This is a genomic window from Kushneria aurantia DSM 21353, from assembly GCF_000382245.1.
Lineage (GTDB): Bacteria > Pseudomonadota > Gammaproteobacteria > Pseudomonadales > Halomonadaceae > Kushneria > Kushneria aurantia.
The window spans coordinates 24,576-46,251 of record NZ_KB907881.1; the positions used below are offsets into that span (position 1 = coordinate 24,576).

Below are 21,676 nucleotides of genomic sequence, written 5' to 3' on the forward strand. Positions count from 1 at the left end.
GGGGATAGCGGTCGGCGACGCAATGCCGACCGAGCGGAAGATGCCGATCCACTATATCACTGCACGAGCAGTGTTCATCACCGGCCGCGACAGCGCCCGCGGTGGGCCGCTCAGCCGAACATGCCCTTGAACATGAAAAAGAACATGATCGACAGACCCGCGCCGGCCGGTAGCGTCACCAGCCAGGAGATGACGATGGTGCCCAGCACGCGCAGATTGAGCGCGCGCATGCCGCGCGCCAGGCCGACGCCCAGCACTGCACCCACCAACGTATGGGTGGTGGAGATCGGCAGGCCGGTGCCGGAAGCGATCACCACCGTGGTCGCTGCCGCCAGGGTGGCCGCAAAGCCACGCGACGGCGTCAGTTCGGTAATGCCGGTGCCGACGGTGGCGATCACCCGATGGCCATAGGTGACCAGCCCCACCACGATACCGCCGCCGCCGAGAATCAGAATCCACCAGGGCAGTACCGCGCTGCCGCCGATCTCGCCGTGATGCGACACCACACTGACCACCGCCGCCAACGGACCTACCGCATTGGCGACGTCGTTGGAGCCGTGGGCAAAGGCCATTGCACAGGCGGTGAACATCATCAGCACGCCGAAAATGCGCTCCACCCCGGAGAAGTGGAAACGATCCCTGCCATTGTGCGTGTCGACGCTGATACGCTGCTCCAGCAAAATACCCAGCACAGTGATGGTGGCGCCGATTCCCAGCGACCACAGCAGGGCATCGGTGAAGCTCAGCTCGAGCCCCACATGGCTCAGCCCCTTGAGCAGCGTCACCATGGCGATAATGAAGCCGACCATGAACATGTAGGCCGGTACGTAGCGCCTGGCGGCGGCAAAGGGGTCCTGATTTTCGAAAATCAGCGCCTGAATCGAGCGAAACAGCAAAAAGGCCAGCACCCCGGCCACCAGCGGCGACGTGATCCAGCTGGAAGCGATCATGCCGACCGCGCCCCACTGCACCGAGGCGGGCCCCAGCCCGGCGATGGCAAAACCGACGATAGCGCCCACCACCGAGTGGGTGGTGGAAACGGGCCAGCCCTTGCGCGAGGCGATCAGCAGCCAGATAGCCGCCGCCAACAGCGATGAGAGCATGCCGTAGATCAGAAACTGTGGCGTTTCATCCAGCAACCCGGGGTCGATAATGCCTCGCCGAATGGTCGAGGTAACCTCGCCACCGGCCAGCCAGGCGCCGAGAAATTCGAAGATGACGGCGATGATAATCGCCTGACGGATGGTGATGGCCTTTGAGCCCACCGAGGTTCCCATGGCGTTGGCGACGTCATTGGCCCCCACCCCCCAGGCCATGAAAAAACCAAAAAGACAGGCGAGCAGAATGAAGAGCCCGCCATGCTGTGCGATGATATCCATGGTCGATCAGAAGTCCAGCCAGGGCCCGGCCACCTGTACCTAGCGGGCAAGAAGAATTTGCAGGCGGCTGCCCGCGCGTTCGGCACGATCGGAAACTTCGCCGATCCAGTCGATGATCCTGTAGAGAAACATGACGTCTACCGGCGGCAGTGTCTTTTCCAGTTCGAACAGCCGACGGCGAATCATCACCTGCTGCTCGTCGGCCTGATGCTCAAGATCATGCAGCTTGCGAATCTGATCGGTGAGAAGCTCGGAGACGTTGCGCCCGAAGCCCGACTCCAGCATATCGTCCATCTCCGCCATCGCCTCGCGGGTCTGGTGGACCGAGGCCACGGCGGTGCCCAGGTATTCGCTGAAAGTCTCCACCATCGCTGCGGGGATCTGCATCTGCCGGCCCAGCATAATGCCGGCGATATCCTTGATCTTGTTGGCGATCTTGTCCTGAACACTGATCAGTTCAAGCAGATCGGAGCGTGACACGGGTAGAAAGATGCTGCTGGGCAGACTCATACGGATGCGCGTTTTAAGCTCATCGGCATCGCGCTCGCCGTTGCTGATGCGATCACGCAGCTCGCTCGCCCGCTGCCAGTCGCCGGCCAGAGTGGCCTCGAAAAAGGGTGGCAGCAGATCGGCGCACTCGACGGTCTTGTCGATATGCTCGATCAGTGGCTGGAACGGCGAACGTCCAAACAGTGCGGAAAAAGGGTTGGATGACACCATGGCTCTATCTTGCGGTGTAAATGACGCCGCCATGGTACGCGCCCGTCATCCTGTCGTCATGAAAATTTGCATCAACGGATCCGATCAACATGTCACAAGGCCTATCATCGGCGAGCGCCGCCCCGCAGGAAGTGGAACTCAAGATGGCGCTGGGCACCGGCGCCGCAGAGGCGCTGGCGTCTCATCCGCCACTGGCCGGGCTGGCGCCGCAGCGTCAGCGGCTGGCCAACGTCTATTTCGATACGCCCGAACGATCGCTGGAGCGCCACCGCATCGCGCTGCGCCTGCGCGCTGACGGCGAGCGCTGCGTACAAACGGTCAAGACCGCCGGCAGTGGCCGGGGCGGCCTTCACAGCCGCGGCGAATGGGAAGTCGAGCGCGAGCGCGAATGTCTTGATACCCACTGGTTGGCCCGGCTGGGTATCGCGCCCTTCGACGATGCGGCGCTGCGTGAGTCACTGATGCCGGTCTATCGTACCGATTTCGACCGGCGTAGCTGGCAAGTCGCGTTCAAAAGCAGCCACATCGAGCTGGCACTGGATGAAGGAGAGATCGTCGCGGGCGAGCGTCGCACCTCGATTTTCGAGCTGGAGCTGGAGCTCAAGTCAGGAGAAGAGGCCGATCTCTGGGCACTGGTGGAAACGCTGGCCGAGCACTGCCCGATGCGTCCCGCCAACGCCAGCAAGGCTGCGCGAGCGGTAGCACTGCGCGACGGTCAACCGGCACTGCCTGGCGGTGACTCGGCCGAGCTCGAGGCCGAGGCGTGCCTGGAGCGCGCCATTGCAGCGCTCGATGCTTTTCAGGACAGTGGCGACAATGACTATCTGCTGGCGGCGCGCCGGGCGCTGACCCTGCTGAGCCACCACGACGACGCGGTGGTCGCGGGGGCAGCGTCACGGCTGGTGCAGGCATTGACCGGCAGCAACTGGCTCGACCAGCGCTTCGGGCAGTACTGGCTGGTGCTGATGCGGGCGCTGCGTGGCCGCTGAGGGCGGCTCACATCATCGGCCGTGGCAGCGGCTGCAGGTTGGACTGCAGCCGTGACAGCACATCCGGTGAGGACATCGGCCGGGCATAGATAAAGCCCTGAATCTGCTCCGCCCCCATGCGACGCACCGCTTCCAGGGTGCCGGCTTCCTCGACCCCCTCGACCACCACGTCGAACGACAGCCGGCGACAGAGATCCAGCACCGCCGTCATGACATGACGTTTGCGCGAATCGTGTTCGAGATCCATCACAAAGCGTCGGTCGATCTTGACGCAGTCCAGCGGCAGCTCGCAGAGCTGCGACAGCGACGAGTAGCCGCTGCCGAAATCGTCCAGCGCCACGCATACCCCCGCCTCGCGCAGCCGGGTCAGATGACGCTGGGCGAGTGTCGGCTCGGCCAGCACCGCCGATTCGGTGATTTCAAGGCTGACCCGTCTGGGGTCCACCTCATGGTGGCCGATCATGCCCATGATGTTATCGACCAGCGCCGGGTCCTTGAGCTGCTGACGGGAAAGATTGATGTTGATGACGAAATCACTGCCGAAGCGCTCGGCGAAGGCGTCATCCTTGAGCAGCAGTAGTGCCTTGTCGATCAGCTGCTGGCTGAGCATGTGAATCAGCCCGGTAGACTCCGCTGCCTCGATGAAGACACCCGGATTGGCAATATTGCCCTCGCCGTCGGCGAGGCGCATCAGCGCTTCGAAGGCGACCACCCGGCCCTGCCTGGAGAGGCTGACGATCGGCTGTAAAAAACACAGCACCCCGTCGTTGGCGAGCGCGGCGCGAATCAGCTGCTCACCGCGGCTGGCGCGGTTGACACGCTCCTGAAGGAGCTCGTCATAGTGATGCACGCTGCCCACGCCGGCGTCTCTGGCGCTGTGCAGTGCCATTCTGGCACGCTTGCGCACTTCCTCGATGCTCAGCCCGCAGTCGGCGGCGAATCTCACCACCCCGATCACATGCGACAGCCATACCCGCCCCATGCGGGTCTCGAGGGGACGGTTCAGTGCCCGGGTCAGCGGGTCAAGATACTGCTCGAGGGTGTCAGGGGTGCTTACCCGCAGCACCAGCGCATAGTTGAAATCCGGCAGCGCGATCAGCTCGGCATCCGGCAACAGGCCGCGCAGCATGGCGGCGATATGACGCTGCAGATCGCAGGTCGTGGCGAAGTGATTGGACTCCACCAGCATCAGCGCATTGACCATGCTGATCTTGATCAGCGCATGCTGCTGGTGCGGCTCGGCCAGCAGACCGTCTTCGATCAGCTGTTCGAGCAGCTCGGCATTACCGAAACCGGTCTGCGAATCGCGAAACTGCTGATCGGTAATGTCATTCAAAACGCCAACCACTATCGGCCTGCCGGACTTCTCACCGCGCACACCGAGGGCGCGCAGCGCCACACAGCGCCAGCTGCCGTTGCCGTCGCGCAGTCGCAGCGCCACGCACTGCAACCCCTCACCGCTCAGAGCGTTATGACACAGCCGGCGCACCAGGTGGCTGTCCGCCGGATAGACGCGCTCACACCACTGCTCGATGGTCTGCTCCAGGGCATCATTATCGTAGTGATAGAGCGCGCACCACTGGGGTGACATGACCAGCCTGTCGTGGCGAGGATTCCACTCCCAGCTGACATCGCTTTCGCCGACCAGCAGACGCTCGAGGGTATCACTGCCGGCGGGCTCGTCAGGGGGGTGGCCGTCGGCCTGCTCGAGCCGATCCAGCAGCGAGCTACAGCGCACCAGCATGGCCGTCAGCTCTGTGCGGGCGTCATTGCTATCGCTTTCAAGTACTGCTGTCAGCTCGTCGGTCAAGCGACGAACCTCCTGCCGCAGTGCTGGTTGCGAAGGACTCATGCTCTACCCCATTAACTCTATAATGTCCGGCCACAGGTAAACGTCTTCGGACGGCTCACGATCAAGAGGCTATCCTGTTAGCGGCCTCGACCCAGGGCTGACCTGCCTACCGGTTTATCAGCCATATTGTGTAACGGCCGTTCGGACAAAAACTTGAAGCCTGCATCTCATGACATTGCGTTTTTGCCTGAAGCGTCTACGCGGATGCAGGTAAACGCCTGCAGGCAAGCGCCAACGGAGAGAGCGTGAACGAAACCTCACAAAAGAAACGACCTTCCCTGCGCGACCGCCTCTTTCATGTCATCTTCGAATCGGATACGCCGATGGCGCGGGGCTTCGATATCGTGCTGATCGTGCTGATACTGCTCAGTGTCACGGTGGTCATGCTCGACAGCGTGGCCGCGTGGCGGGCGCGGTACGGCACGCTTTTCCATACCCTCGAGTGGGGCTTTACGCTGATTTTCACACTCGAATACGCACTGCGCCTTTACTGTCTCGAAAGACCGCTGCGCTATGCCCGCAGTCCCTATGGGCTGATCGACCTGATCAGCATTCTGCCCTCCTGGTTGAGCCTGATCATACCCGGCGCCAACTCGCTGCTGGTGGTACGCGTACTGCGCATCATGCGGCTTTTCCGTGTCTTGCGGCTGATGGAGTTCGTCGGCGAGGGGCATCTGCTGATGGAAGCGCTCAGGCGCAGCCACGCCAAGATTTTGATGTTCTTTCTGACCGTAATGGCGCTGGTCATCGTGTTCGGCGCCATGATTTATCTGATCGAGCCGATCGAAGCGGGTTTCACCAGCATTCCGCGCTCCATCTACTGGGCAATCGTCACCATGACCACGGTCGGCTATGGCGATATCGCGCCGATCACGCCGCTGGGGCAGTTCATCTCGGCGATGATGATGATTCTTGGCTACTCGATTCTCGCCGTCCCCACCGGGGTCTTCTCCGCCGAGGTGATGCGTTCGATTCGCCAGAACCGCTACTCCGAGGAGGCCTGCCCGGGCTGCGGCCACGAAGGCCACGAAAAGGACGCCCAATACTGCCGGCTGTGCGGCACCTGGCTGGACGAGGACAGCGACGACCCCAACCGCGAGGCGCTGGAGCGCGAAAAGGAGAAACTGCGCGAGGAGCGCGAGGCGTTCAAGGAAGAAACCGCGAAGGTCGAGCGCGAACGTAGCGAAGCGGAAGAGCGCGACAATGAGAGCGGTGCAGAGGGGGACGACGCCGATGAGGACAAGCCCCCCGAAGACAACAGCGACGAGCGCCGCTGAAGGCTCTCGGGGGACCGCTGCCGTCAGGTGAAGGGGGCGAGATCTCCCCTGCCCTCGCGCAGCACCTCGGGCGGCAGGGTGCGCATATCCAGCACCGTGGTCGGCTCCATGGGACAGGCGCCGCCATCGATCACCGCCTCCAGATGGGCGCCGAAGCGCTCACGCACCGTTTCGGCCTCGGTCATTGCCAACTCCTCACCGGGAGGAATCAGGGTCACGCTCATCAAGGGGGCGCCGGCCGCCTCGACGATGGCGCGGGCGATGCGGTGATCCGGCACGCGAATACCGATGGTGCGTCTTTTGGGATGCAACAGCAGCCTCGGCACCTCGCTGGTGGCATCCAGGATGAAGGTATAGGCGCCCGGGGTGTGCGCCTTCAGCAGGCGAAACACCGGGCTGTCCATACGGGCGTAGCTGCCGATCTCGTTGAGATCGGGAAACACCAGGGTGAAGTTGTGACGGTCGTCCAGGCCGCGCAGCCACTTGATCTTCTCCACCCCTTTCTTGTTGCCGGGCAGACAGCCCAGCGCATAGCCGGAGTCGGTCGGGTAAGCGATCACCCCGCCCTGCTCGAGAATATCGCGGGTGCGGTCCAGCAGCCGCTTCTGCGGCGTTTCCGGGTGAAGGGCAAAGAACTGGCTCATGGTGTCTCTCCTGACAGGGTGTCGGCAGCGCCAGTGCGCTCGGCCGCTGTAAAAGCGCTCACCAGCCGTGAATGCTGCCAGATGGGGGCCAGCGCGCTGCGCGGCGGCGGTGAAAAGGTGCCCGGCGCCAGCGCCCCGCCGGGATAATGAAAGTCGCTTCCCAGCGAAGCGTAAAGCTCCCTTTTGGCCAACAGCGAGGCGAGATCGCGGCTGCGATCATCATTCTGAAAACCGTTGACCAGCTCGCCGGCTTCGCCACCGGCGGCGACGAAGTCATCCAGCAGCATGCTCAGCTTGCGACGCGTCAGGCGGTAGCGAAGCGGATGCGCCAGTACCGCCACACCACCGCCGTCGGCGATCGCCGTCAGCGTCTCGCCCAAATCCGGCCAGTGCAGCTTCACATCGCCGGGCCGGCCGGCCCCCAGGTAGCGCTTGAAGGCGGCTTGTATATCGGGCACCAGCCCGGCTTCGACCAGCGCGCGGGCGAAATCGGGGCGGCCCAGCAGACGCGCGCCGTCGCTCTGCTCGCGGGCCCGGGCCATGGCGTTATCCAGCCCGATCTTCTCCAGCCGCGCGGCGATCTCCTCGGCGCGCACCTCGCGCGCCTGCGCCTGGCGCGCCAGCAATGCCCCCAGCGCAGCCCCGGGCGCGCCGCACCACAGCGCCACCACGTGAATACCCACGCCCTGCCAGCGGGTCGACAGCTCCACCCCCGGCACCAGCGTCAGCCCCAGTTCGGCGGCGCGCTGCCCTGCCTCATCGACGCCGTCAATGGTATCGTGATCGGTCAGCGCCACGCAGGAGAGACCGCGCCGCTGACACAGCTCGATCAGCGCCGCCGGCGCAAGCCGGCCGTCGGAGGCGGTGGAGTGCATGTGCAGATCGAGATGGCGCGTCTCGCCGAGCGACATCCGCGTAGAGAAAACGTCGATAGCCGGGCTCCTCGAATTCGATGGGGCGCACGCCCCGAATAGCGTCATGTTGCGGGCGCTATCGAGGAGAATCAATCTCACCGTCATACAGGGAGTCCTGAAGACACCGCCATGAAAATGCTGCTCGATTTTCTCCCCATCGCGATCTTCGTGGTGGTCTATCACGTCACTCACAATATTGTCCTGGCCACGGCCGTGCTGATTCCGGCCACCGTGCTCCAGGTGCTGGTAAGCTGGTGGTGCTGGCAGCGGCTGGAGAAGATGCACCTGGTCACCCTGGCGCTGGTAGTGGTTATGGGCGGCGCTACCGTGCTGCTGGGCGACGGCGATTTCATCAAGTGGAAACCGACCGTGGTCAACTGGCTATTCGCGGTGGCCTTTCTCGTCTCGCCGCTGTTTGGCGGCCGAGTGCTGCTGGAGCGCATGATGGGTCAGACGCTGAGCCTGCCACAGGCCGTTTGGCGACGACTCAACCTCGCCTGGGTGCTGTTCTTTATTGCCATGGGCGCGGTCAACATCGCCGTTTTCATGCAGTTCAGCGAGGAGACCTGGGTCAACTTCAAGCTGTTCGGCATGATGGGGCTGACGCTGCTGTTCGTGCTCGCCCAGGGCGCCTATATGGCCCGCTACCTGCCTCGTGACGAGCGCAGTGACTGATCACCTGTTTTCAACCACGGAGGAAGCACAACATGCTCTACGCCATTATCGGTGAGGATGTGGACGACAGCCTCGAGGCGCGCCACCGCGCACGCCCCGACCACCTGGCGCGCATCGAGGCACTGCGCGACGAGGGGCGCCTGCTGCTGGCCGGCCCCTTTCCCGCAGTGGATGGCAGCGACCCGGGCGAGGCGGGCTTCACCGGCAGCCTGATCGTGGCCGAGTTCGAATCGCTGGCGCAGGCGCGCGAATGGGCCGATGCCGACCCCTACATGGGCGCCGGCGTTTATTCACAGGTCAGCGTCAAACCCTTCAAAAAGGTGCTGCCCTGAAGGCGTTCGCCTGACATGGCGACCCCTTCGTACCGCCATTCATCCAAAGGATATGCGTTATGCACACCGGCGGTGGATAACACTGTGACAACGCTGTGCGGGGCCGGCGAACAGATTGCGCCAGCCGTTATCAGCGCCGGCCCTGTCATAATTGTTTAATTATTGAGCAATCGGAAGCGCGTTGTGGATACTCCACCCCCCGAACCCTTCGCCCTCGAGCACGCGCACCTCGGCTGGGGCGAGCACAACGCCCCCGAGGCGCTCGACTACGGCGATATCTACTTCTCTCGCGAGAGCGGGCGGCAGGAGACGCAGCACGTTTTCATCAACGGCAACGACCTGCCGGCGCGCTTTTCACAGTGGCAGCGGGCGCGTCCCTTTGTGGTCGGTGAGAGCGGCTTCGGCAGCGGGCTCAACATGCTGTGCGTGGCACGCTGTTTTCTCGACTGCGCCCCCGAGCGCGCGCGTCTTCACCTCGTTTCCAGCGAACGCCACCCCTTCAGCGCCGCCGATCTGGCCCGCGCGCTGAGTGCACAGGAGGATCTTGCCGACCTGCGTGAAGCGCTGATCGAGCAGTGGCCGCCGCCGCAGGTGGGGGTGCATCGGCTGCTGCTGCATCCGCGCATCACCCTCGATCTGCACTTCGGCGACGCCGCCGAACGCCTGACACAGCTGGTCGGCCGGATCGACGCCTGGTGTCTCGACGGCTTCGCGCCGGCCAAAAATCCGCAGATGTGGCGCCCCGAACTGTTCGCGGCACTGGCACAGGCAAGCCGCCCCGGGGCCACCTTTGCTACCTTCACCTGCGCCGGGGTGGTCAAGCGCGGTCTCAAGGCAGTGGGATTTCAAATCGGCAAGCGCCCGGGCTTCGGCCGCAAGCGGGAGATGCTGTGCGGCCATTTTGCCGCGTCGCCGCTGGCGTACCATCGCGCGCCCTGGCGCTTCGGCGCTGTCCACCGGGCTGTCGGACAGGATGCCCATATTGTCGTGGTCGGCGCCGGTATCGCCGGCAGCGCCACCGCCCACGCCCTGGCCCGGCGCGGCCGACGGGTCACGCTTGTCGACGCCGCGGCGCCCGGCGCCGGTGCTTCCGGCAATCACCAGGGCGCGCTCTATATTCGCCTTGCCGCCGAGCGTAATCCGCAGAGTCGCTTCTATCTCGCCGCACTGGGCTGGACGCTGCGCTGGCTGGCGCAGCTGGACCCGGCGCAGCGGCTGTGGCAGCCCTGCGGCGTGCTGCAGCTGGCCGGCGGCCCGCGCGAGGCCGAGCGCCAACGGCGCACCCTGGCCCACTGGCAGCTGCCGGCCGAGCTGGTGCGCGGTGTCGACCGCAGGGAAGCCGAGCAGCTGGCCGGCCAGCCGCTGGCCGACGCCGTGGCAGGCGCGCTTTACTATCCCACCGCCGGCTGGGTGCGCCCGGCACGGCTCTGTGAACGGCTCGCCGATACCCCGGGAGTGACGTTCCGGCGCGCCGCCGTCACCCGGATTGGCCACGACGACGCCGAACGGCCGCTGGTAACCCTCGACGGCAGCGAGTCGCTGTCGGCGGATCGCGTCGTGGTGGCCTGCGCCGGCGGCGCGGCGGCACTGTTTGACGACGCCTTTCTGCCGCTACAGGCGGTGCGCGGTCAGGTGAGCCATTTTCGTCTGAATGACAGCAGCATGGCACTGTCGCCGCGCTGTGTGGTGTGCGCCGGCGGCTATGTACCGCCGGCGCTCGACGGCGTGCAGAGCCTGGGCGCCTCCTTCGTACCCAACGACGCCGACAGCGGCCTGCGCGCGGCGGAGGACAGCGCCAACCGGGCGGAGCTGGCACGCGCCCTGCCGGCGCTTGACGAAGCGCTCGAGAGCTGCAAGCCGCTCGCCTCGCGCAGCGCCGTGCGCTGCGCCAGCCCTGACAAGTCCCCCTGGGTGGGGCCGCTGCCGGCGGCGAACGCCTGGCGTCACGACTACGCGGCGCTGGCTTTTGACGCCACGCGCATGCCGTTTCGCCACGGCCGCTATCTGCCGGGGGTATGGGTCAATCTCGCCCACGGCTCGCGCGGGCTGGTGAGCGCGCCGCTGAGCGCCGAACTGATCGCCTCGCAGCTGTGCGACGAGGCGCTGCCGCTGGAGGACGAACTGGTCGAGCACCTGCATCCGGGGCGGCGTTTGATCAGGGCGATGATCAGAAGGACGCTATAGCGCCGCTTGCCGTTTTGCCAGCATCTTGCGGGGACGCCGATCTGCGTCAACCTCGCCGACATCACTGCGCCCCTGCAGCCGGGCCCCTTCACGGCAATCGAGGCGAGCGGCATCCAGTTGCCCTTCACAGCAGGCGCCGGCCAGCAGGCTGGCGCGCTCGGTTACCACCGCTCTGCCGCTGAGGTGCCCCGCAGCGATCAGTTGACGAGCGTGCAGGAAAGGGCCGGTGCTGGCCCCCTGAAGCAGCGTAACGACCTGCCCGTCGGCTTCGATCCGGCCCTCGACCCGACCCGCTACCACCAGCGACTCCGCCGTTTCGATATGACCGACCACCCTCAGACGGGGACCGATACGGCTACACGCGAGCGGCAGTGAGTCGGAGTCGGCGGCCACAACCGGCGCTGCCGGCTCGTCCGCCACGCGGTGCGGAACAGCAGGCATTGCGGCGTCTTCGCCGAACGCCGTGCGGTCATGCTTTTGCTGCTCGTCGCGGACGGTGCGGCGCGCGCGGCGCAGGCCATCGGCCAGGATCAGCACGCCGGCTACCGCCGCCAACAGTATCAACCACTGCACGGGTTCCATGCTTACTCCTGCTGGTCTACAGGGCATCAGGGCATTCGTGGCGCCGGGAAACCATTCAGCCCATCGGCTGAATGGGAGTACGCTGAAGTCGGCACCTGGCCGAGCGATGTTCGCACGCCGATACCCGGCTCGCTTGCGTTGACCAGTATCGACCTGTTCGCACCGAAACTGAAGTGTCGATAACGGTGGATAAATGGCGGCAAATTTCGCCGGCAATGCCCTGAAGTCATCCGCCCCGATGTCGATCATGACAGTAGCGGGCACCGCTATATCGCCGCCATGACCCTCTCACAGCGGTTACCACTCGCCGGCATGAGACGATTGTGAGAACGTAAAAGGGTCGACTCGGCACCGTCCAACCCGAACCAGGAGACACAGCGCATGTTCCAAAAATCGGCCAGCGAGGCCAACAGGCCGCGAAGCACGGCATCGAGCAATGTCGAGCCCCTGCCCCACACTGCCGGCGATGCCGCCTCCAGGGGCTCCCTGATCGGCAGCGCCACCCGGGTGGTGGGCGATATCATCGGCGACGAGGATCTGCGCATCGAGGGCCAGGTCGAGGGCAACGTCTGGTGTCGCGACTGTAGCGTCAGCATCGGCCCGGAGGGGCAGGTGCTGGGAGATCTGTACGCCGAAACGCTGGCGGTAGCCGGCCACGTCAAGGGACGCCTGATCGCCGCCCGACGCATCACCATCCACGCCGGTGCCGATGTCGAGGGCGAGCTGCACACGCCCGGGTTGATACTGGAAGAGGGAGCGGCCTTCCACGGCAGCGTCGACATGAACGAGGATAATCCCCTGCTTGACGAGGTCGCCGAGCACAAGCACCGGATTGCCGAGAGCGACGAACCCGACGTCACTTCAGCGGCGCGAAATACCGCGGACCGTGACGATACGCAGGAGGAAGTCGACGAGCGCCGCGATTGAGCGTTTTGACACAGGGGCAGCGCCTATACCAGCCTAGCCAGCGCCTCGCGGTCAACGCAGCGGTAGGAAAAGGAGGGACGCCCCACCTGACCGTAGCTGAAGGACTCGCTCAGAATGTCACGATCGGAGAGGTACTTGAGATACTTGCGGATCGACACCCGCGACATGCCGGCCGCCTCCGCCAATTGCTCGGTGGAAAACTCCTCCGCCGTCAGTGACAGGATCGTCTGGCACACCTGGGCGAGGCTGTGCGCGGTCAGCCCCTTGGGCAGCCCGCTGATGCGCCCGGCGCGCTGACTGTCGGCGCGAAACAGGTTATCCAGCGCCTGCTGATCCACCTGCGTGCCCAGCACCTCCAGCGTACGGCGCCGCTGCCGGCAGGTTTCCAGCGCCTCGCGAAAGCGCCGAAACTCGAACGGCTTGATCAGAAAGTCGGTGACCCCCAGGCGCCGCGCCTCGCGCACCGTATCGCCCTCCGAGGCGGCGGTAATCAGCACCACATCGGTGTCGATTTCTCGCTCGCGCAGCCAGCCGGCAATCTCGAGACCGCTGCGCCGCCCCAGATAGATATCCAGCAGCACCACATCCACCGGCTCGCGCTCGAGTACCACCAACGCGGTAGTGACATCGCTGCAGCGCCCCACCAGGGTCATATCTCCCAGTCGCGCCAAATAGTCGACGTTGAGCTTCATGACCATGGGGTCATCTTCGACGATCAGTACTCTCATGGCTCCTCGATTCGTCAGCGCCCTTCCCGGCCGGAGCGACCGCGAGGCACTCCGTCGCCGGCAACGCGATAAGGATAGCTCACCTCGATCAGAGTGCCCTCGCCCGGGGATGAGTAGAGCGACAGGCTGCCCTCGACCGCATCGAGTTGCTCTCGCACCAGCCACAGCCCCAGGCCGCGCTGCTCTCCCTTGCTGGAAAACCCCTTGTCGAAAATGCGCGCCTCCTGTTCGGGCGCCATACCGCCACCGTTGTCCTGCACCTGCAGTGACAGCACACCCGCCTCCAGCGCCATATGGATCGCTACCCGGCCCTGCGGTCGGTCGCCGATCGCCTCGAAGGCATTTTCCAGCAGATTGCCAATAATACTGACCAGCGCGTGCAGTGTCGTGCTCTCGTCGGCGGGCGGAATCGCGGTCTCGGCGACTACCTCGAGGATGATTCCCTTCTCGCGCGCCTCGCTCTGCTTGCCGATCAGAAAACCGGCCAGCAGCGGCTCGCGCACCTGCTCGATGATCGGCGTCGATACCGCATCACGGTAGTCGACCAGCTCGTGAAGATAACGCTCCAGCGTCTCCATGTCGCGCAACCGGGTAAGCCCCAGAATAACGTGCAGCTTGTTCTTGAACTCGTGGGTCGAGGCACGCAGTGCCTCGGCGTAGCGGCGCACGCCGGTCAGTTCCTCGGCCAGCGTCTGCATCTCGCCGCTGTCGCGGAAGGTGATCACTGCACCAACCGGCACAGGCTCGGCCAGTATCGGCTGGTAGTTACACAGAAAGGAGCGCCCGCCCAGCGGCAGACGGCGGTTGATCATCGGCCCGGCGGTCAATCGCGGCGGTTCGTGTTCGGCATTGACCCGCAGCGTATCGAGCGCTCTTCCCGGCAAAATCTCCTCGGCGCCGCTGTCGGCCAGCAGTGCCTGCGCCGCCGGATTGACCAGCGTCACCCGACCCTCGGCGTCAACCGCGATCACCCCTTCGTGGATGGCATCCAGGGTGGCGCGCCGCTCCGCCACCAGCCGCGCGATCTCGTCCGGTTCCATGCCCATCAGTCGACGTCGGATGGTACGCGCCAGCCAGGCAGCCCCCAGCCCGCCGATGGCCAGAATGACCAAAAGCAGCAGCAGTAGCCGATCCCGCGAGGCCTGCAGCAGCAGCTCCAGATGCGACAGGGTGACGCCCACCGATACGGCACCGATCACGTTGCCGTCGGCGTTATGGACCGGCGCAAAACCGCGGATACTGGTGCCCAGCGTACCGACCGCCTGCGAGCTGTAGCGCTGCCCGGCAAGCGCCGCCTGTTCGTCGCCGCCGCGGAAGTGCTGCCCGATCCACTGCGGGTCGGGATGCGTCAGGCGATTGGCATGGCGGTCGATGATGACGATAAAGTTGACGTCGAGTTGCTGTCGAAGCGCGCTCATGCGCGTCTGAATGGCGCTGTCAGCGGCGGGTGCAGTATCGCTTTCGAGTGCCGCGATGACCGCTTCGCTCTGCGCCAGCACGGTGGCCACATTGACCACCCGCTGCGCCTGGGCGCTGGCGGTACTGCGCCACAGCTGGTTACTGAACACCGCCCAGGCGACCAGCAGCGACACCGCGATCATGGCAAAGGCCAGCAGCGCCGCCAGCGCATTGAGACGTATCGGCGACCGCGCCGGCCAGGCATACTGTTGTGCCCGCTGTGACATCAAAATCTCCTGCCTGAATTGACGATGGGGAAGTACAACCGAAGGCGTATCGACCATGGTGGTATTTCTCCCCGAGCCACAATATGGCGGTCGGCGCCATTTTGTTTTTAATAGCTACGCAAAGGTTTTTTTAGTTTCAAAACCTTGGTTGAACGGCAGCACCTCGTATCCTCGCCGCTTGCAACGACACACCATCTGCTCCGTCCTGCAGATCTCCATGCTTGCCGAACGCTCCGCTCGGGAGCGTACAGGGACCGAGGTTATCCACCATGTCACAAAGTGAAACGGCCACGTCCGTCTCCTCATCGAAGCAGGGCAGCTTTTTGAGCGAGACGACAATTTTTGGTCTGCCGCTGCCCCTTTTCGCTATCGCCACCCTGGTGCTGATCGCCGCCATGTCGCTGGGTGCGCTACCCGCCGGCATGATCGGCGCCCTGCTGGTGATGATGGTGCTGGGCGAGCTTTTAGGCTTTATCGGTGACCGTACGCCGATTCTCAAGAGCTATCTGGGCGGCGGTGCCATTCTCGCCATCTTCGGCGCCGCAGCGCTGGTCTATCTGGGCTGGCTGCCGCAGAGCGTCAACGAAACGGTCACCCAGTTCATGAAGGGCGGCGGCTTTCTCAACTTCTACATTGCCGCCCTGATCACCGGCAGTATCCTGGGTATGGACTCGAAGGTGCTGGTCAAGGTGGGGTCGCGCTTCGCGCTGCCGCTGATCTGCGCGGTCGCCTGTGCTGCCCTGTTCGCCGTCATTGTCGGTCTGATCATGGGCTTCTCGCCACAGGATGCGGTAGTGGTAATCACTCTGCCGATCATGGGTGGCGGCATGGGCGCCGGCGCGGTGCCGCTGAGCCAGATCTACGAAGAGCTGCTGGGCCAGCCGGCGAGCTATTACATCTCGATTCTGGTGCCGGCTCTGGCGCTGGGTAACGTCTTCGCCATCATCATCGCCGGACTGCTCAACGGCCTTGGCAACCGCTTCAAGGGGCTGACCGGCGACGGCCAGATGATGCCGGGCGTTCAGATCGAGGAGAAGGCGGAGCGCCCCGATCTCGGCAAGCTGGGTATCGGCCTGGTGGCCGCCCTGACCTTCTTCGTCTGCGGCGAGATTCTGGGCAGCTTCATTCCGCTGCACCCCTACGCCCTGATGATCATTCTGGTAGCGCTGGTCAAGGTCGCGGGCCTGATGCCGGAGTCGATCAACGAGGCCGCCTCGCAGTGGTTCAAGTTCGTCGCCAAAAACTGGACCTTCGCCCTGCTGTTCGGTATCGGCATCGCCTACACCGATCTCGGTCAGGTGATCGACGCCATCTCCATCACCTACGTACTGATCGTTTTTGCCGTCGTGGCGGGCGCCGCCTTCGGTGCCGGCCTGGTCGGCAAGCTGGTAGGCTTTTACCCGATCGAGTCGGCGATTACTGCGGGCCTGTGCATGGCCAACATGGGCGGCACCGGCGACGTGGCGGTGCTCTCTGCGGCGCGGCGCATGCAGCTGATGCCCTTTGCCCAGATCTCCTCGCGCCTTGGCGGGGCACTGATCCTGCTGCTCTCGAGCATTATCGTGCCGCTGCTGTTTGGCTGACGGCCCATACCGATGCCCGCAAAACCGCCGCCGGCGTCGCTCCGGCGGCGGTTTTTATTGGGGCTTACCTTTTCGTACAGAGGGCAGGACAAGCGCCTGCCATCAAGGTGATACGCACATTTTTGCTCAAAATACCCATTTCTATTCTATTTTTGAGTAATGATTTGCGCATAAGTCACCTTTGCCGTAATAATTGAGCGCATTCTTGCTCAGAATCTCGCCATGACCCTGACGCTGCAGATCCACCACCACGGCCAGTGGCACGACGCCGCCGAGCTGACGTTCAGTGACCCCGAAAGCGGCCGACGCGCTGCGGTTAGTCTCGGCTATTGCAGTCGCTACGCTATCGACTGGATGGCGCGCGACGACGAGCACGCCTGCAGCCTGAACATGCCGGTGGAACTGAGGGTACGCTACCATGAGTGAACTATCCCCGCAGCAGCGCGAAACGCTGCTGTTTGAACTGCTTGACCAGCTGTTCGACGAGCAGATCACACCCGGGCAGTTGCTCAAACGCCTGCGCCGCGAGGTACTGAGCATGAATCAGACGGAGTACGCTGCCCTCGCCTCGATCAGCCGCCGCACGCTGTCGGCGATCGAGACCGACCGCAATCAGCACACGCTGGACACCTTCAACCGTGCCTTTCGCCCCTTCGGGCTGAGCATCGGCCTGCTGCCGCGCGATCGACACATGCGCCGAAAGCTGCTGACGCGGGCGTCCTGACGTCGGCGCGGCAATCCAATGCCTCCATCCGACACCTATTGATACAGTTCGATATCCAGAGCGTTGAGCAGCGCTATCGCCTGCGGCAGCGCGAATTTCGCGCCCTTGAGGTCATTTTCGAAGATATCGATGTTGTAATTGATGGCGTCGACAAAATTGGCGCCGCGCAGAGAGGTACGGCGAAATGCGGCGCCTTCGAGGTCGCTGTCGGAGAAGTCGACCTCCTCGCAGTCGGCCTCGTTGAAATCGACCCGATGTATCCGACAGCCGACCATCTTCGCGCCGGCCAGGTAGAGTGAGAAGAAAGAGCTGTCGTTGAGCACGCACTCCTCGAATGACAGCGCATCCGGAATGTTGATCGAGGGCCAGCGCGCCCGGGTCCAGTCGATACCGATCAGTTTGCAACGCTGAAAATCGACGTTGCTCAAAAGGGTGCCATCGAACTGCGCCATGCTGAAATTGCAGTCGCTGAAACAGCACTCCACGAATCGACAGCTTTTGAATAGCGACTCGGCAAAGTGACAGGCGGTGAAAGAGCAGCTGTCGAAACGGCTGTTCTCGAGAGTCCGGCCCTCCAGCACTTCCTCGCTGAAGGCAATATTGTCGTAGTCCCCGTTGCTGTCGATCATGATGCGCTCCCTCTCAACGCCTGCGGCAGTCGTTTAGCCGGCCGCGGCCGGCGGCTACCCCTCTTCGTCGTCACCGAGCTGGCGACCGAAGGCGTGCCACTGCGTCAGCGTCATCACCTCGGTCAGCTCGGTCTGCAGATCGTGAACGATCAGCAGCTCACCGCGCTCGAGCTGGGCTCGCAGGCTGTCGGTCCAGCCGCGCTCGCCCGCGCCGGTGTCGGTGGTGTCGTAGCCCTGGCGGGTGACGAATTCGGCCAGCAGACGCTGCAGCGTGTCAGCCGGCAGCATGCGGTGGGGCACTTCGATAAAACGGCCGTCGCTCATTCGCTCTCTCCCTGCTCCAGGCGCTCCAGGCGTGCAATGAAAGCAGCTTCCGCCAGCACCTCGACGCCCAGCTGCTGTGCCTTCTCCAGCTTGCTGCCGGCGGCCTCGCCAGCGACCACGGCGTGGGTCTTTTTCGACACGCTGCCGGTCACCTTCGCCCCCAGTGCCGCAAGGCGCGCCTTCGCCTGATCACGGGTCATCGCCTCCATGGTGCCGGTCAGCACCCAGCTCTGGCCGGTCAGCGGCTGCGGCCTATCCTCGATTTCGACCTCTTCCCAGCTCACCCCGACCGCGATCAGCGCCTCGATGGTCTCGCGGTTATGGGGCTGGGCGAAGAAGGTGTGAATGTGCTCGGCCACCACCGGGCCGATATCGGCAACCCGCTCCAGGGCGTCACGCTCGGCGTTCATCAGCTTTTCAAGTTCACCGAAGTGGTTGGTCAGCGCCAGAGCCGTGGCCTCACCCACTTCGCTGATACCGAGGGCGTAGATAAAGCGCGCCAGGCTGGTCTGCTTCGAGCGCGCCAGCGCATCCACGAGGTTGTTGGCGGACTTCTCGGCAAGCCGCGGCAGTTCGGCCAGCCGCTCGGCCTCGAGGCGATAGAGATCGGCCGGCGTGCGCACCCACTCACGCGCCACCAGAGCGTCGATCAGCTTGTCACCAAGGCCGTCGATATCCAGCGCGCGGCGCGAGGCAAAGTGCTTGAGCGCCTCCTTGCGCTGCGCCGGACAGTAGAGACCGCCGGCGCAGCGGGCGTCGACTTCCTCGCCGATACGCTCGACCCGTGCGCCGCATACCGGGCAGTGTTCGGGCAGCTCGATGGTGCGCGCATCGGCAGGACGGCGCTCAACGATCACGCTGACGATCTGCGGAATCACGTCGCCGGCGCGGCGCACGATGACGCTGTCACCGATGCGGGCGTCGAGGCGGGCGATCTCGTCCATGTTGTGCAGGCTGGCGTTGGCCACCGTGACGCCCGCGACCTGCACCGGTTCGAGCCGCGCCACCGGCGTCAGCCGACCGGTACGCCCGACCTGAAATTCGACGTCGCGAATAGTGGTGGTCTGCTCCTGGGCGGGAAACTTCCAGGCCATCGCCCAGCGCGGGGCGCGCGAGACGAAGCCCAGTTCACGCTGGGCGCGCAGGTCATCGACCTTCATCACCGCGCCGTCGATATCGTAATCGAGCGTGTCGCGCTTCTCCCCCATGCGCCGGCAGAAGTCGAGCAATCCCTCGGTACCGCGCACGGCATCAAGCTCGGGGCTGACGCGAAAGCCGAACTCGCGCAGGCGCGCCATCAGTGCCGAGTGAGTAGCTTCGAGACGGTCGGCGTCGATATCCGCCACCTGGTAGGCGCAGAACTCCAGCGGCCGCGCGGCGGCAATACCCGGATCGAGCTGGCGCAGGCTGCCGGCGGCGGCATTGCGCGGGTTGGCGAATACCTTGCCGCCCAGCCTGCGGGCCTGGTCGTTAAGACGTTCGAAGCCGGAGTGGCTGATATAGACCTCGCCACGCACCTCAAGGCGCTCGGGAGGCGATTCACCGCGCAGGCGCAGTGGAATCGAGCGCAGCGTGCGCAGATTGGCGGTGATACCTTCGCCGCTGCGGCCATCGCCGCGCGTTGCGCCCTGCACCAGCAGGCCGTTTTCATACACCAGCGATACCGCCAGGCCGTCGAGCTTGGGTTCGCAGCAGAAGTCGATGTCAGCCTCGTCGCGCTCCAGCCGCTCGGCGACGCGGCGGGCGAAGGCGCGCACCTCGTCCTCGTCGAAGGCGTTGTCCAGCGACAGCATGGCGATAGCGTGCCTCACCTCGGGAAAGCCCTCGGCAGGCGGTGCGCCAACGCGCTGCGCCGGCGAGTCGGCGGTGGCCAGCTCGGGATGCGCCGCTTCCAGATCCTGCAGGCGCCTCAGCAGACGGTCGTATTCGGCATCCGTAATCGACGGTGCGTCCTCGACGTAGTAGCGGTAGTTGGCCTCCTCGAGACGACCACGCAGCTCGCGGGCCTCATCGGCGGGTTCGGGGTGGCGGGTGGCACACATGGCGGCAAGCGTTTCCGTTACAAAAGGGGGGGCAGCACCGCACGGGGAATTTATCGGCAGCGCCCGGAGTGCGAGCGATGCCGAATCCCGCGGCCTGCGATTGGCATGGCGGCGGTCAGTTGGCCTGGTGGCGATGCAGCCGCCAGCGGCGCTCGAATTCGTGCACGCGCTGGCGGGCGAACTCGACCGTCTGCGCCGTCATCACGCTGTGGTTTTCATCCTTGAGTTCGCCGCCCAGGTTGCGTACCAGCACCATGGCGGTTTCAAACATCGCCTCGAAGGCATCACGCGAGGAGTCGGCACTGGGCAGCGGCATCAAAAAGGTCACACCGGGCACCCCCTCCTCCTCGATGTCAGCGAGGTCGAAAACCCCGGGTTTGAGCACGTTGACCATCGAGAACTGCAGCGGACTGCGACCGGATTCGGCCTCGAAGCGGTGGAACACGCCGCGCTCGTCGAGGCGCAGGCCGCAGGCCAGCACCAGCTGCAGCAGATCGGGCCCGCGAAAACCTTCGTCATCACGCGACATGACGCTGATAACGACAACCTCTTCGGCGTCGCTCAGCACCTGCCAGGCTTTCTCACCGTTGACCCGACTGCGTGCGGCGCGCTCCACCGCCGGGTGGCGCGGCGCCTCTTCGGGGGGCGCGTCGGTAGGCGCGTCAAACGCCGCACGGCGGTGAACGCCGGCGGGCTGATGAGCAACATCATCCGCTGGCGGTGGGGCGTCATCGCGCGGCGCGGAGGTTTTCAGGCGCGGCTCTTCACGCTCGAACAGCGGGTCGGGCTCATGCGACGGTTCAATCGACGGTGCGCTGCGATCGGTGTCCTCTTCGCTTTCATCGTGACGACCACGTCCGAACGGCAGTACCGATTTGAAACGCCGCGCCATGTCGTGACGTCGCCGCGGCGGCTCATCCTCGAAGTGTGGTTCATCGCGGCGATCGTCATTTGCGAAACGGTCGTCATCGTCGGGCTCGATATCATCGTCAAGCGACGGCGTGGTAAAACGCGGCGCCTCGGTACGGCCACGCCGGGTTTCACGGCGCCGATCGTCAGGATGATCGTCGAAGCGATCATCATCGAAGTGGTCGCTTTCGAAGCGGCCGTCGTCGAAACGATCATCGTCGAAAGGTTCCTCATCGAAAGCGGCAGTGCGGCGCGCGCCCGCTTCGGGCTCAGGTCGTTCGTCATCATGGCGGGAGACAACCCGCGCGCCGCCGTTGGGCAGCTCCCAGCTCATCTGCCGTTCGCGCTCGATGTCCTGCTGGTCCCGCGGCGGATCGTCGGCATTGATATCCCTGGAGAGATCCATGCGCAGACCGCGTCGCTGGCGCTGCAGTCGCCGTACGCCATCCACCAGAATAATGGCGACGAGAACCAGCCCCAGAATGATGAGCCACTCTCTCAATTCCATGTCCGCCTGCCCGTTGTTGGCACCATACTGTCCCTGGATAGTGCGATCGTTTAATCCCTTGAGCGGTCA

General features: G+C 64.4%; 21 protein-coding genes. 9 read left to right on the top strand and 12 right to left on the bottom strand.

Annotated elements, in window-relative coordinates:
• Window positions 1-110: 110 nt before the first annotated feature.
• Window positions 111-1,379: an inorganic phosphate transporter gene (locus H146_RS0113325; protein ID WP_019952378.1), complete on the bottom strand. Its 1,269-nt coding sequence runs from the start codon at window positions 1,377-1,379 to the stop codon at window positions 111-113.
• A gap of 39 nt (window positions 1,380-1,418) precedes the next feature.
• Window positions 1,419-2,099 carry a TIGR00153 family protein gene (locus tag H146_RS0113330; protein ID WP_019952379.1) on the bottom strand — a complete coding sequence of 227 codons (681 nt, stop codon included), beginning with the start codon at window positions 2,097-2,099 and terminating at the stop codon, window positions 1,419-1,421.
• Window positions 2,100-2,188: 89 nt separating this feature from the next.
• Between H146_RS0113330 and H146_RS19385 the strand changes: the two genes are divergently transcribed.
• On the top strand, window positions 2,189-3,088 hold the full coding sequence (locus H146_RS19385) for a CYTH domain-containing protein (RefSeq protein ID WP_083920880.1): 900 nt from the start codon (window positions 2,189-2,191) through the stop codon (window positions 3,086-3,088).
• 7 nt (window positions 3,089-3,095) lie between these two features.
• Here the strand turns inward: H146_RS19385 and H146_RS0113340 are convergent, their stop codons facing one another.
• The gene (locus H146_RS0113340) at window positions 3,096-4,898 is read right to left on the bottom strand and encodes an EAL domain-containing protein (RefSeq protein WP_019952381.1); all 1,803 of its coding nucleotides are present in this window, start codon (window positions 4,896-4,898) and stop codon (window positions 3,096-3,098) included.
• Between the two features lie 287 nt (window positions 4,899-5,185).
• Between H146_RS0113340 and H146_RS0113345 the strand changes: the two genes are divergently transcribed.
• A complete protein-coding gene (locus H146_RS0113345; protein WP_019952382.1) occupies window positions 5,186-6,217 on the top strand; it encodes an ion transporter in 1,032 nt (343 codons plus the stop codon).
• A 23-nt stretch (window positions 6,218-6,240) separates the two neighbouring features.
• Here the strand turns inward: H146_RS0113345 and H146_RS0113350 are convergent, their stop codons facing one another.
• Complete coding sequence (locus tag H146_RS0113350; RefSeq protein ID WP_019952383.1) at window positions 6,241-6,861, bottom strand: L-threonylcarbamoyladenylate synthase; 621 nt, start codon at window positions 6,859-6,861, stop codon at window positions 6,241-6,243.
• On the bottom strand, window positions 6,858-7,772 hold the full coding sequence (locus H146_RS0113355; RefSeq protein ID WP_019952384.1) for a PHP domain-containing protein: 915 nt from the start codon (window positions 7,770-7,772) through the stop codon (window positions 6,858-6,860). The genes H146_RS0113350 and H146_RS0113355 overlap by 4 nt, the downstream gene beginning before the upstream one ends.
• Window positions 7,773-7,904: 132 nt before the next feature.
• Between H146_RS0113355 and H146_RS0113360 the strand changes: the two genes are divergently transcribed.
• From H146_RS0113360 to mnmC, 3 genes are all read left to right on the top strand, one after another.
• Window positions 7,905-8,450: a septation protein A gene (locus tag H146_RS0113360; RefSeq protein WP_019952385.1), complete on the top strand. Its 546-nt coding sequence runs from the start codon at window positions 7,905-7,907 to the stop codon at window positions 8,448-8,450.
• Between the two features lie 32 nt (window positions 8,451-8,482).
• Window positions 8,483-8,782, top strand: coding sequence for a YciI family protein (locus H146_RS0113365; RefSeq protein ID WP_019952386.1), 300 nt, complete (start codon window positions 8,483-8,485; stop codon window positions 8,780-8,782).
• A gap of 183 nt (window positions 8,783-8,965) precedes the next feature.
• Entirely contained in the window at window positions 8,966-10,966 is a 2,001-nt protein-coding gene (gene mnmC / locus H146_RS0113370; RefSeq protein WP_019952387.1) for a bifunctional tRNA (5-methylaminomethyl-2-thiouridine)(34)-methyltransferase MnmC2/FAD-dependent 5-carboxymethylaminomethyl-2-thiouridine(34) oxidoreductase MnmC1, read from the top strand.
• Here mnmC and H146_RS20320 read toward each other — a convergent pair.
• The gene (locus tag H146_RS20320) at window positions 10,961-11,548 is read right to left on the bottom strand and encodes a polymer-forming cytoskeletal protein (RefSeq protein WP_019952388.1); all 588 of its coding nucleotides are present in this window, start codon (window positions 11,546-11,548) and stop codon (window positions 10,961-10,963) included. The two genes, mnmC and H146_RS20320, sit on opposite strands and share 6 nt — an antisense overlap.
• A gap of 381 nt (window positions 11,549-11,929) precedes the next feature.
• Here H146_RS20320 and H146_RS20325 point away from each other — a divergent pair, with 381 nt between their 5' ends.
• Window positions 11,930-12,475 carry a bactofilin family protein gene (locus H146_RS20325; protein ID WP_019952389.1) on the top strand — a complete coding sequence of 182 codons (546 nt, stop codon included), beginning with the start codon at window positions 11,930-11,932 and terminating at the stop codon, window positions 12,473-12,475.
• Between the two features lie 23 nt (window positions 12,476-12,498).
• On the opposite strand, the gene H146_RS0113385 is transcribed toward H146_RS20325, so the two are convergent.
• Entirely contained in the window at window positions 12,499-13,203 is a 705-nt protein-coding gene (locus H146_RS0113385) for a response regulator (RefSeq protein ID WP_019952390.1), read from the bottom strand.
• A gap of 14 nt (window positions 13,204-13,217) precedes the next feature.
• A complete protein-coding gene (locus tag H146_RS0113390) occupies window positions 13,218-14,888 on the bottom strand; it encodes an ATP-binding protein (protein WP_019952391.1) in 1,671 nt (556 codons plus the stop codon).
• A gap of 269 nt (window positions 14,889-15,157) precedes the next feature.
• On the opposite strand from H146_RS0113390, the gene H146_RS0113395 reads away from it, so the two are divergent.
• The 3 genes from H146_RS0113395 to H146_RS0113405 all read left to right on the top strand — a co-directional run bounded on the left by H146_RS0113395 (window position 15,158) and on the right by H146_RS0113405 (window position 17,195).
• On the top strand, window positions 15,158-16,471 hold the full coding sequence (locus H146_RS0113395) for a 2-hydroxycarboxylate transporter family protein (RefSeq protein ID WP_019952392.1): 1,314 nt from the start codon (window positions 15,158-15,160) through the stop codon (window positions 16,469-16,471).
• Between the two features lie 222 nt (window positions 16,472-16,693).
• Window positions 16,694-16,897, top strand: coding sequence for a hypothetical protein (locus H146_RS0113400; protein ID WP_019952393.1), 204 nt, complete (start codon window positions 16,694-16,696; stop codon window positions 16,895-16,897).
• Complete coding sequence (locus H146_RS0113405) at window positions 16,890-17,195, top strand: helix-turn-helix transcriptional regulator (protein WP_019952394.1); 306 nt, start codon at window positions 16,890-16,892, stop codon at window positions 17,193-17,195. Before H146_RS0113400 ends, H146_RS0113405 begins: the two co-directional genes overlap by 8 nt.
• A gap of 35 nt (window positions 17,196-17,230) precedes the next feature.
• Here the strand turns inward: H146_RS0113405 and H146_RS0113410 are convergent, their stop codons facing one another.
• From H146_RS0113410 to H146_RS0113425, 4 genes are all read right to left on the bottom strand, one after another.
• Complete coding sequence (locus H146_RS0113410; RefSeq protein ID WP_019952395.1) at window positions 17,231-17,824, bottom strand: pentapeptide repeat-containing protein; 594 nt, start codon at window positions 17,822-17,824, stop codon at window positions 17,231-17,233.
• Between the two features lie 54 nt (window positions 17,825-17,878).
• Window positions 17,879-18,148, bottom strand: a complete 270-nt coding sequence (locus H146_RS0113415; RefSeq protein ID WP_019952396.1) for a YheU family protein — start codon at window positions 18,146-18,148, stop codon at window positions 17,879-17,881.
• Window positions 18,145-20,190, bottom strand: coding sequence for an NAD-dependent DNA ligase LigA (ligA, locus tag H146_RS0113420; RefSeq protein ID WP_019952397.1), 2,046 nt, complete (start codon window positions 20,188-20,190; stop codon window positions 18,145-18,147). Before ligA ends, H146_RS0113415 begins: the two co-directional genes overlap by 4 nt.
• A 115-nt stretch (window positions 20,191-20,305) precedes the next feature.
• Window positions 20,306-21,607 carry a cell division protein ZipA gene (locus H146_RS0113425; protein WP_019952398.1) on the bottom strand — a complete coding sequence of 434 codons (1,302 nt, stop codon included), beginning with the start codon at window positions 21,605-21,607 and terminating at the stop codon, window positions 20,306-20,308.
• Between the last annotated feature and the right edge of the window lie 69 nt (window positions 21,608-21,676).